Source organism: Paraburkholderia sp. EG304, from assembly GCF_046543485.1.
Taxonomy (GTDB): Bacteria; Pseudomonadota; Gammaproteobacteria; order Burkholderiales; family Burkholderiaceae; genus Paraburkholderia; species Paraburkholderia youngii.
Genome location: NZ_JBKGUA010000106.1, coordinates 1 through 10,223, shown reverse-complemented (window position 1 = coordinate 10,223; position 10,223 = coordinate 1). Strand labels below are relative to the sequence as shown.

Sequence of the window (10,223 nt, the reverse complement as noted above, 5' to 3'; positions counted from 1 at the left end):
GAAATCGTGGCTCGCTTGTGCCCTGGCCCAATACGCTTGCCGGCGCGGGCATTCAGCCTTGTATCTGCGCGTGCCGCGACTTGGCGAGGAGCTTCGCGATCTGCACGGCAACGGCGGCTTCACAAAATGGCTGCTGCAGGTTGCCCGCGTCGACGTGCTTCTACTGGACGATTGGGGAATGGCGCCCCTCGATGCGATGGTTCGAAACGATTTGCTCGAGATGATCGATGACCGCTCGGCGGGAAAGGCGACCATCGTCACCAGCCAGTTACCGATTGAGCACTGGCATGGATGGATCGGCGACGAGACAATCGCCGACGCAATGCTCGACCGCCTCATGCAGCGTCATCATCGGATCACGCTTACCGGTGAATCCCTCAGAAAGGCATCCCCAAAACCCAACGTCCTGGAGCCCGAACTCGACCAGAATTAACAAGGAAATCTACAATCAACACCGCGCAACGCCCAACCCCGCCGAATCGGTCACGTTCCCGAAATCGGCGGTCACGTTCGCCGAAATACGCAGATTGAGATCCGCGCCTCCGATCCGACATTCGACCCTAGCCGCGTACGAGCCTTCGCCGCAAACCCTGAAACCAGCCGTACGATTGTCTGGGCTCCAGACCGCCTTGGTCGGCGCGAACGTCCCTTCTTGAAATCGTTTATATGAGTTAACGTATGGCGCTAAAAACAGCGTGATGTCTCTCGAATACTTCAGAAGACCCGCAAGGTAGTGGCGCATAACATTGGCCATGCCATAGGGCGAATTTCTGTCAAAAAAAAGCGGAGCTCCATCTAGTGTCCACAGGGAGGAATGAATGTGGCTGGAAGAACCTGCCAACTGGTAGTTCCACTTGGCCATATACGTAATGGCTCTATTCTCCTGGGATGCAATTTCCTTGGTGCCGTGCTTAATTAGCGTATGTTGGTCAGCCATCACTAGCGGATCGGCGTAGCGTACATTGATTTCGCCCTGCCCAGGCCCCGATTCCCCTTTCGAGCATTCGATCGCGATTCCCGCACCGTGCAATCCGTTCCTTATCCGACGCATGACCGATTCCTGTCGCGAGGTCGACAGGATATGGTAGTCTTGGTTGTACGTTCCAGAGGTTAAGAGGTCGCGAAATTTCTTCATCGATATATACTCGTAAGACTCATCGAATAGGTAGAACTCTAATTCCGATGCGAAGCACGCGGCCATTCCCCTCTCGTTCAGACGACGAAGCTGCTCCTGTAGAATCTGCCTCGGCGAATGAGCAACGGGCTCCTGACACTGGTCGAAAACATCGCAAATTACCAACGCCGTCGCTTCAAGCCAAGGAATGCGCCGCAATGTCGAAAGGTCGGGCTTGAGCACAAAATCGCCATATCCAGCTTCCCAACTTGAACACGTGTACCCTGCCACCGGTTCCATCTCGATATCATTGGCCAACAAGTAATTGCAGGCATGCGTTTCCAGATAGCCATGCTTAACGAAAAAGTCCCCTTGAAACCGCTTCCCGACAAGCCGACCTTGCATGTCAACCATGCAAGCGATAACTGTATCAATAGCACCCGAAGCAACATCCCGTTTCAATTCTTCGAATTTCAGATTCATATTCCCTCCCGCGGAACGTAAATAAGCTCTTCCGGCACGCGCACCCAATCCACTATGCGCGGACAAATTTGACCCGGCAAACGAGTGATCTAATCTTGATGTGGCTTGATCATGCCAATTTGTTTTGTCCAGTTTCCGAAAATTATGTTGGCGTGACTGCGCCAGCAATTGCGCGGCCGAAGATCTTCGCAATCCTCCGGAAAATAATTTGCCGGAATACTTACCCGACGACCAAGTGAACGGTCTCTGAGATACTCGTCTGCCAACGTTTGCGAATCGTACTCTAGGTGATTAAATATATGCAGGGAATGATGGTTCGGGTCATCAAGCAGACACAGGCCTGTTTCCGGCGATTCGATGAGCACACAGATACCGCTGCCTGGTGGGATGTCGGCGCGTCGCATTTCCGTCCATCGGGAGACGGGAACAAAGAGATCGTCTGACAGGCCCCGCAGATACGGTGATGTGGACCCCACGCCTTGGTGCCTGAAGACACCAAAAGCCTTCTCATTCAATGTGTACTTAGGCAGACCGTGGAAATGATATAGCGCCGCTTGTGCGGCCCAGCAGATGTTGAAGCAGCTCAGAGTGTTGGTTTGAGTCCAGTTGAGAATCTGAGTTAACTCGTTCCAATACGCCACTTCCTCAAACGGGATCAACTCAACCGGTGCGCCGGTAATAATAAAGCCGTCAAATATCCGCTCCTTTATCTCTTCCCAATCCTGGTAAAACGACGCCAAATGAATTGCTGGTGTGTTCTTGGGTAAATGACTGGCTATCTTTACCAAGGTGAGGTCAACCAATATGGGCGTTGCACCGAGGAGACGTGCAATCTGGATTTCCGTCTCTATTTTATTGGGCATCAGGTTTAGCAAACCAATATGCAAAGGACGTTCAATCGGCCGATACATAGCTTCGTGCTCCATTACCTTGATGCCTTCTTTTTGTAAAGCAATTGCAGCCGGCAAACCTTTTGGAACCTTGATCGGCATGGAAGCACAACCTCCGTTTCGAAACTACGCGATACCCGCAAGACTGTACGGCATACCAACAACACCACGTCTGACCGACTGCGAGCAAGTTTAGGTCTTCACCTGTTTAAGAAGATCAAGCTGGCTGCGACGCATGCGTAAAGTGCGCCCGTAATCTTCTCAAGCATGGATCTGTTGATCAATACCACGCTTGCGCGATCTGCAAGAAACATATATCCGCAATAGACCCCGACGGAGATCGCCGTTGCCGCAGCTCCCATCGGAACCGCCTGCCCAAGGTAGGAACCGGATGGGCTGATGAAACTGGGATACGTAACTAATGTGGCCAACCACCCCTTAGGGTTCGCTAGAGAGACAATGAGGGAATCGACAAACACCTGTCTGGAGTTCCAGCGCACCCCATCTTCTGTTCTTGACTCCCGTTTCCTACAAAAAGCAATAATGGCAAGACATCCAAGATATATCGCCCCTATCCCATCGGACATAAAGTAACACCCATTGGTTATCCTGTATAAAAATCCCAACACCCGACAATACGACTGCTGCGTGAACGGCCGCACCAGTACCAAATCCGATCGCGCCAGGAATTGCGATTTTGAGCCCGTGCTTCAATGTGAGCAACGGCAAAAATGACGTTCGGACCAGGCAAAGCCACGGCGGCAGTAAAAGTAACAAGAAACAAAACAAATAGATGAAAATCCATGAAGCCCCGCCTCGATTTGCAAATCACTCCCGAAAGGAACAACTATCGACACAAAATCCGGCTAATCTCCGCATCTCAGTGGACCGCTGCGTTATATGCCTCACAGGCTCTCCCGAAGGCGCCCAGAATCTTCTGGCTGATTACATCGCTGGAAGCATGCCATTCTGGATGCCACTGCAGCGCCAGTTGAAAGGTGCGTGAATTCCTATATGACAGCGCTTCTACGACACCGTCCCCCGCTACTGCCTCCACTCGGATTCCTTCACCAAGCTCCGCGATGCCTTGCCTATGCAACGAATTGACGCATAACTCGTCGCCCTGGATAACGGACGACAGCAAGCCGCCGGAAGCGACCTTAACCGTATGGACCGGACGGTAGTGTTCGTCGCGAGGAATCTCTGGATTTTCGCGATGCGAGATCCCCTTGTGCGTCAACGATAGATCTTCGTGCAATGTGCCGCCACGGTAAACGTTCATCTCCTGCAAACCGCGGCAAATTCCCAATACTGGCATATCCAGTTCTTCCGCCACCATCAACGCAACCATCGACAGCCTGTCTCGCGGACGATCCGTCCTGCAGGCGACAATGTCGTCTTCAGCAAGCGCCCAAGCGCCACCGTTCCTGTCAAAGATCCCGGGATCGAGATCTGATTCGTCGCCAGTTAGAACAAGGCCGTCAAGACGACGCATCAGGTCGCGTAATCTCTGGAAAATCGCGTCGCAAGGCAGATCGCGGTCGATCGTCGGTAAGATGACGCACTCGACCGACGCGTGTCTAGTCAGCGCCTCGATATAGCGCCGCCGCAACCAGTCGCGGTGAACGCCGTCTTGAAGATGACGATTGGCTGTGACTCTAACGTCGGCGCAGCCCAGATGGCGACGTGTATCACTCATTGACCACGCCCTCCCCTGCTAACCGTCCGCGCTGGGCCTCGTACAGCCGCCTGCTCCGCTCGAGCAGCTGGTTGGTGACACTTGGCTGCCCTTTTGGTCCACTAGCGAAGAGTCCTCCCCATGACTCTGCAACCTCAGCATATCGCGGATCGCGCAACCGATCTTCTGTGCCCGCTTCAGGTGCCAGAAAGGCACGCCTGGCGAAAGATGGTGTTCCAGATGATATTCATCAAGGTTCGCGCCGACCAGCAGTCGCTCGATCTAATTGCCTTTGCGGTTACGCGTCAAGTACACATCTTCGGTTTCGGTCTCACACATTGGCGAATGCTCAGCGAGTTCAATGAACCAGCCCAAGGCTTGGAACGTGGTTAGATATGGAACAAGCCAGAACAGCACAAGCAAATCCAGCGATTGCGTCAGGGCAAAGCCGAAAATGACAATCAGCCAGAATATCGCAAATCCATAGGTGTCGATGGCAGCACCCCGCCTGTCGATGTCTTTTTTCCCCTCACGAGAAATAAGAAACCGCTCACTCCATAGATACTTGAGATAGCGTACCGTCGCTCCGCCAAACATCGCTTTCCAGACAATGGCAAACGCGTATTCACGTGGCGGGCGCACATCATACACGCCCGATGATATAAAGAACTTCAGGTCAGGATCCCTTTCAGGGTCGCCGAGATATGGATGGTGCAGATGAACATGCGAGTAGCGATAAGCCCAGTGCCGCTGAAAAACAGGATATGCGGCGAAGACAATGCCGAGCACGTAGTTCCATCCGGTGCTCCTGGCAAGCGTCCGGTGCGCGGCATCATGCGCGATAGTTGTCAGTCCGCGTTGTTGCGCGCCGATTATGAGTACTGCAAGCGGGTAGAGCCACCACGAGATTCGTATCGTCGCATAAGCACACGCAAGAATGACAAGATAGTCCTTCACAATGTAAAGTGCGCCGGTCAAATTATCTGGCCTCAATTCGGACAGCTCTCGCATAATGTCGCGCGAGAATCGCCAGGTGGTGAAACGTTTGCCTCGCAATTGCCAAGCGTCATAAATTTCCATGATCAAATTCCCTCCCAGAAAGATCGACGTCAGACAGCGTCAAGTCCGCGTTGAAGATCGGCGACGATATCATCATATGTTCTCAATCCCAACGCAAAGCCGAATCGAACCGTCGAAAATACCAGCGGCCTCGCGCTTTTCCTTGGGAACCGTTGTGTGCGTTGTCGAAACGGGATGCGTGACCAACGTTCGCGCGTCACCGACATTCGATACGTGGTACATTAGCTCGATGTTGGTTATGAATCTTCGCCCTGCCGCTTCATCGCCCAGTTCAAACATAATCATTGCGCCGTAGCCGACGCGAGCGTCAACTAACTCGTCGACAAGCTCACGTTCGTATCCTGACGACAGTGATGGATATGAGACACGTGCGACCTTCGGATGGGCGTTAAGGAACTCCGCAACCGCGACGGCATTTTCGCAATGCCGCTGCATGCGCAGATGAAGGGTTTCGAGTCCTTGTATCAGCTGAAAGCTGGCGAGGGGACTGATCGCGGCGCCGGTGTCACGAAGCCAAGTCATCCGGGATTTAAGCAAATAGGGACTTGCGCCAAGATCGCCAAGTTTCAGAACAGCTTCTTTCCAGAGGATGTCGCCATGCGCTTCATCTCCGTCGTTGAACAACGGAAAGCGGCCTGCGTCGTCAAACGCGAAGCTTCCGTTATCGACAATCAGTCCGCCAAGTGTCGTTCCGTGGCCGCATAGATACTTTGTCGCGGAATACGTGGAGATATCCGCGCCCAGAGCTTTCGGACGGCAAATCAAAGGGGTTGTCGTGTTATCTACAATAACAGGAATCCCGCGCCGCTCACCGATTTCCACCAGCGCCGGAACAGGCAACGGGACAAGGCACGGATTGGAAAACGTCTCTCCAAACATAGCAATCGTCCTGTCGTCCAACATCCGCTCGAACGATGTTACGTCTCGTGGATCCGCAGATCGTGCCTCGATACTCAATCGTTTGAATGTATTGAAGAGCAGATTCCACGTATTGCCATATAGATACTTCGATGCGACAACGTTATCGCCTGGCCTTCCGCTGCACAGGTTAGCGATAGCGAGAAAGGTTGCGGACTGCCCTGAGGCTACCGCCAGGGCGTCGCTCGCACCCTCTACTGCAGCGAATCGCTTCTCGAGGATGCGCGTTGTAGGGTTGATGATCCTGCTATACGTGAACCCATCTTGTCGGACGTTGTAGATATCGGCAATTTTTTCAAGATCGCCGTCGAGTTCATAGGCGGTAGATTGATAAATCGGTACAGACACCGCTTTGGTGACGGGGTCATGACGATAGCCAGCGTGTAGAAGTGACGTCTCGCGGTTCATTTCGGCGTTGGCATTGTTTCTTGACATGTCAAATGGCCTTTTTCCATAAGTCGGTTATACGGCGGGCCCGGGTGGCTTCCGGATTCATCGAATGAAGCTGAAAAAAAGTCTTCAAATGCTATTCCCAGCAGGCGGATCCACATCGGATCAATACATCCCATGCACCCGATCCTGAAACTGCGTGTCGGAAGATGCAGTTTGGTATAGATGTAGAGGTTGTACTCCACGAGATGGGCGTACAGCGCATCGAGATCTTCTTGCGTACGAACGATATCGCGTGCCGTCAGCGCAAGGCATACCGGCGATCGATCCCGCGGGTCCAACAATGGAGAGGCGTATGGCCCAGTTGCGCGGATGACAGCGTCACGGACAGAGGCGTATCGCTCTCCACGGCGAACCACCCCTTCAATAGCCAGTTCTTCGAGGGCCTTTGCGCACGCCTGAACAACATGTGTCGGTGGCGTGGAACGCCACTCGCCAGTCTGTTCGAAGTTACGCCATTGGTCCCGAACGTCCAACACGAACGAGTTGGTCTCTGAGGTCTTGCTATCGAGCGTTTCCAGCGAGGCAACAACAAAAGACACTCCCGGCGGACCCTCGATGCACTTGTTACTCGAGGTCACAAGGACGTCAAACGGAACTTCCCTGGCACTGGTTTCCACCGCACCGAAAGAACTCATTGCGTCGATAATGGTTCTTACACCATGACGCGTTGCCAACTCTACCATTGGCCGGAGCGGATTGACGACTCCCGTGGTCGTTTCACAGTGCACAAAACAAAGATGGGTGATCCCCGAATCCCCTTCCAGGCACGCAGCGACTTTTGTCACGGGGAAGGACTGATCACTCGGGGCAACGATGCTGACGGCATTAATGCCTCGGATCTGCAGCATTTTGAGGATCCGCTCGCCGTAGTTTCCATTAATGCATACGAGAGGCCGGTCTGACGTCCCAACGAACGAAGCCAATGCCGCCTCTACGCCGTAAGACCCGCCGCCCTGTATGGGTACTGCCGAGTACCCCCCCGAGCGTCCAGCAAATCTACAATCAGGCCCCTTACTCGCTCCGTTATTTTCTTGAAACTCACGTCGCGGGAACCCATGTCAAACTGCATCTCAGCCTTTACTTCGGCGTCCAACGCCAATGGCCCCGGTGTCAATAAAAATGGCTGCCGTGCGGTCATAGGTCCACACTCCATAGTCGAAAACAGTTGTTTAAGGACGCGAAAGCGCCGCCCATGCTCCACCTGACACCCGTCGCGCACAGATATCAGAGATCAAAGTAGTTGGTTACCGATGGGGCCGAGCGCATCGCATTGGACTTCATGTCAATTGACGGACTGGAACTCTTGCGCAGGCCCGGTTCGAGTTATCTGCATTCTTCCGCAGCTGATAATGACCATGCCACAGCGAACCACCGCACCAATATGAGTTCTTCTTATGCAGACCGAATAAACGCTAATACTGCCGTCGTTCCACTGAGGAACCTGATATGACCACGGCGCGAACTGGTTTGCGCCGTGGTCACACAAGGCACGTGGCACGTGGACAATTTGTGAATCGTCCATGACAGCATCCGCGACGAGACCCAAACGCCGTCGTTGTATATCAGTATCGAATATCCGTTGCTGGCAACCTTCCTCGAACCGCTATGCTCGTATTGAAGTACACGCAACTTGGCGCTAGCCCTGTGCGGCACAACGACGGTATGCGACAGATCTTCCCCGCCGTCTGTCATCAAGCATATGTGCAACCGACAACACTCCAAATGCAGCTCGGGGCCTTCGGTTGATCGTGGTCAACGACAGGCCCTCTGTTGCTGCGGCAAACTAAACCCGTATTGTCACGTTGCAGCGTGGTACACCAACCCTACATCTCGCAGTTGCTCGCTCGCACCGTACGCGACAATTTATCAAGATGTTCAGCAGCTCTCGGGCATGCATGGCCCGAGGCCGCCACTGGTAGTCAGTTCCCCATCTCTGATCTTCATGAATCGCGACACACAGTTAGTACAGGCACAGCGCTCTCCCCCGTGAGATATCTCAGGCAGAGTGACGGTCCTTGTCGCGATCGTTTTGATAGCAGCACATCGACGAACGATGCGCATACGCTGGGAGATGAGAAATCAGCGAGTGATCCGCGGCGAGGTTCGCCGTTTCCTACGTCAACTAGGCGTGGAGAATATGTGTTCGGAGAATTTTCATGCGTCTTACCGTCCAGCTCGACATGTTTAATACTACCCGTCCGATGGCATTCGCAATCCTCTGGCTCGACACAGAAAAGCGGCAATGGTCGCGCGAGGCTCACTCCGGACTGGACTTACCCGAATGGGGCTCGTTGCATGTGGATTGCGGCAACACGTTAGTGTGCGGGCCCAGCGAAAACACACTCGCGTATGTTCTCGAAGGATTGAATCTCGACTGTCGTTACAGACTTTTCGAAGGCGACTCCGGATATGCGCTGCGGTATACAGAAGGACGTTGGGCTCCATCGAACGGCCACTGGCATATTCAGTGTATAGATAACCAACGGGGACAGCCTGAACATGAACTGTTCACCACCGGCAAGGATTCCTGACACCATCTGCGTTAAGCAAATGAGGCAATCGAACGACAGCACCTGCTCAGGAATCTGACCACTGTGATCGGCATACGTCTCGAATGGAGGTTGAGCCCCAATAAGTTTGCGGCTTGACCGATCGAGGCTCCATCATCAACGATCACCACCCGTCAGCTCGCCGTACCAGTTGAACGCCTCGCATCTGCGACGGATCTTTTTTTACTCCCCATGCCGCTTCACCGTGACGACTCCCGGTGTGTACGCCAGCTTCTCGTTGATGTCTTTCCAAATATGCGCCCATCCGCAACTGCACCGGCCTGCGTCGATAGCCCCGTCTGTCGGACTTACCCCTTCGCCGTTGAGCTGCTCGTTGCGCCCGGCCAAATTGCTCACTGGAGGACAGGGCCGCTTTGCCTAACTTGATACACCGAGCTTTGTCGCTAATTCGCGCGTTGTCGAATAGCCCGTCTCGCATCGGCATCTTGCAATCCAATTGCCTATCATCACGCCGCGGCAATCTTCCGTGCTCGAGCAATATGTCGCCAGCGCGCGCGCAATGGACGTCAGGGTCGCAGCCCCCTACAACCGACGTTGCGAATTAACGCGAGACCCCACGCGTTTCACGCTTGCCAAGACAGATTGCGGATCATAGTGCAGCGAAGAAGATGCGCATCAATTTCAGACAGAGATAATTTGTCGCTCCACGCCTCGTGGTTGCGCTTTCGACAACGCAGATGCGGTGGGATGGGCCGCGTTCGTTGATCCTGTAGCGTCGTAGCTCGGGAAGAAAGAAAGGCTCAATTGTTTCAATCGTCCGACTGATGCCGCTGGCCCTCAATGACCGACCAACCTACGCATGTCGAGCTCTATTCGACGCAGACAGGCTCCGACGCGCGAACGGCTACCCAAAGCGCATCATATTGCGCCAACTGCGGACCTAGAGCGTGTTAGGAACTTCGATTGAGATCTGTTATCCTGGCGGGATGAAAAGAACAGACCGCAAAGGGTATCCGACTGATGTGTCGGATGAGGAATGGAGTTTCGCGGCGCCGTATCTGACGCTGATGGACGTCGACGCGCCCCAGCGCAAATAC

General features: G+C 53.8%; 11 protein-coding genes. 3 read left to right on the top strand and 8 right to left on the bottom strand.

Going from position 1 to position 10,223, the window contains the following annotated elements; all coding sequences use genetic code 11:
* The coding region (locus tag ACLFKU_RS41165; RefSeq protein WP_410853046.1) for an ATP-binding protein at positions 1-433 on the top strand (433 nt) is incomplete at its 5' end.
* A 15-nt stretch (positions 434-448) separates the two neighbouring features.
* Here ACLFKU_RS41165 and ACLFKU_RS41160 read toward each other — a convergent pair.
* From ACLFKU_RS41160 to ACLFKU_RS41125, 8 genes are all read right to left on the bottom strand, one after another.
* A complete protein-coding gene (locus tag ACLFKU_RS41160; protein WP_410853045.1) occupies positions 449-1,597 on the bottom strand; it encodes a glutamine synthetase family protein in 1,149 nt (382 codons plus the stop codon).
* Positions 1,598-1,686: 89 nt separating this feature from the next.
* Positions 1,687-2,589: a homoserine O-succinyltransferase gene (gene metA / locus ACLFKU_RS41155; RefSeq protein WP_410853044.1), complete on the bottom strand. Its 903-nt coding sequence runs from the start codon at positions 2,587-2,589 to the stop codon at positions 1,687-1,689.
* A 98-nt stretch (positions 2,590-2,687) separates the two neighbouring features.
* The gene (locus tag ACLFKU_RS41150) at positions 2,688-3,074 is read right to left on the bottom strand and encodes a LysE family translocator (RefSeq protein ID WP_410853043.1); all 387 of its coding nucleotides are present in this window, start codon (positions 3,072-3,074) and stop codon (positions 2,688-2,690) included.
* 17 nt (positions 3,075-3,091) lie between these two features.
* Positions 3,092-3,292 carry a hypothetical protein gene (locus ACLFKU_RS41145; RefSeq protein ID WP_410853042.1) on the bottom strand — a complete coding sequence of 67 codons (201 nt, stop codon included), beginning with the start codon at positions 3,290-3,292 and terminating at the stop codon, positions 3,092-3,094.
* 75 nt (positions 3,293-3,367) lie between these two features.
* Positions 3,368-4,186 (bottom strand): gamma-glutamyl-gamma-aminobutyrate hydrolase family protein, encoded by an 819-nt coding sequence (locus tag ACLFKU_RS41140; RefSeq protein WP_410853041.1) that lies wholly within the window; start codon positions 4,184-4,186, stop codon positions 3,368-3,370.
* Between the two features lie 261 nt (positions 4,187-4,447).
* Positions 4,448-5,245 (bottom strand): fatty acid desaturase family protein, encoded by a 798-nt coding sequence (locus ACLFKU_RS41135; RefSeq protein WP_410853040.1) that lies wholly within the window; start codon positions 5,243-5,245, stop codon positions 4,448-4,450.
* A gap of 72 nt (positions 5,246-5,317) precedes the next feature.
* The gene (locus ACLFKU_RS41130; protein WP_410853039.1) at positions 5,318-6,598 is read right to left on the bottom strand and encodes an O-acetylhomoserine aminocarboxypropyltransferase/cysteine synthase family protein; all 1,281 of its coding nucleotides are present in this window, start codon (positions 6,596-6,598) and stop codon (positions 5,318-5,320) included.
* Entirely contained in the window at positions 6,568-7,464 is an 897-nt protein-coding gene (locus ACLFKU_RS41125; RefSeq protein ID WP_410853038.1) for an aminotransferase class V-fold PLP-dependent enzyme, read from the bottom strand. The genes ACLFKU_RS41130 and ACLFKU_RS41125 overlap by 31 nt, the downstream gene beginning before the upstream one ends.
* Positions 7,465-8,772: 1,308 nt before the next feature.
* Between ACLFKU_RS41125 and ACLFKU_RS41120 the strand changes: the two genes are divergently transcribed.
* Positions 8,773-9,147, top strand: coding sequence for a DUF3564 family protein (locus ACLFKU_RS41120; RefSeq protein ID WP_176383507.1), 375 nt, complete (start codon positions 8,773-8,775; stop codon positions 9,145-9,147).
* A gap of 965 nt (positions 9,148-10,112) precedes the next feature.
* Positions 10,113-10,223, top strand: a 111-nt coding sequence (locus tag ACLFKU_RS41115) for a transposase (RefSeq protein WP_368719147.1), incomplete at its 3' end; no start/stop codon positions are given.

What these genes read in the sequence shown, in the direction of transcription:
- ACLFKU_RS41120 (WP_176383507.1), top strand. Translation starts at nt 8,773, where the DNA reads ATGCGTCTTACCGTCCAGCTCGACATGTTTAATACTACCCGTCCGATG.
- ACLFKU_RS41145 (WP_410853042.1), bottom strand. Translation starts at nt 3,292, where the DNA reads ATGGATTTTCATCTATTTGTTTTGTTTCTTGTTACTTTTACTGCCGCC.
- metA (WP_410853044.1), bottom strand. Translation starts at nt 2,589, where the DNA reads ATGCCGATCAAGGTTCCAAAAGGTTTGCCGGCTGCAATTGCTTTACAA.
- ACLFKU_RS41130 (WP_410853039.1), bottom strand. Translation starts at nt 6,598, where the DNA reads ATGTCAAGAAACAATGCCAACGCCGAAATGAACCGCGAGACGTCACTT.
- ACLFKU_RS41140 (WP_410853041.1), bottom strand. Translation starts at nt 4,186, where the DNA reads ATGAGTGATACACGTCGCCATCTGGGCTGCGCCGACGTTAGAGTCACA.
- ACLFKU_RS41150 (WP_410853043.1), bottom strand. Translation starts at nt 3,074, where the DNA reads ATGTCCGATGGGATAGGGGCGATATATCTTGGATGTCTTGCCATTATT.
- ACLFKU_RS41125 (WP_410853038.1), bottom strand. Translation starts at nt 7,464, where the DNA reads ATGCTGCAGATCCGAGGCATTAATGCCGTCAGCATCGTTGCCCCGAGT.
- ACLFKU_RS41135 (WP_410853040.1), bottom strand. Translation starts at nt 5,245, where the DNA reads ATGGAAATTTATGACGCTTGGCAATTGCGAGGCAAACGTTTCACCACC.
- ACLFKU_RS41160 (WP_410853045.1), bottom strand. Translation starts at nt 1,597, where the DNA reads ATGAATCTGAAATTCGAAGAATTGAAACGGGATGTTGCTTCGGGTGCT.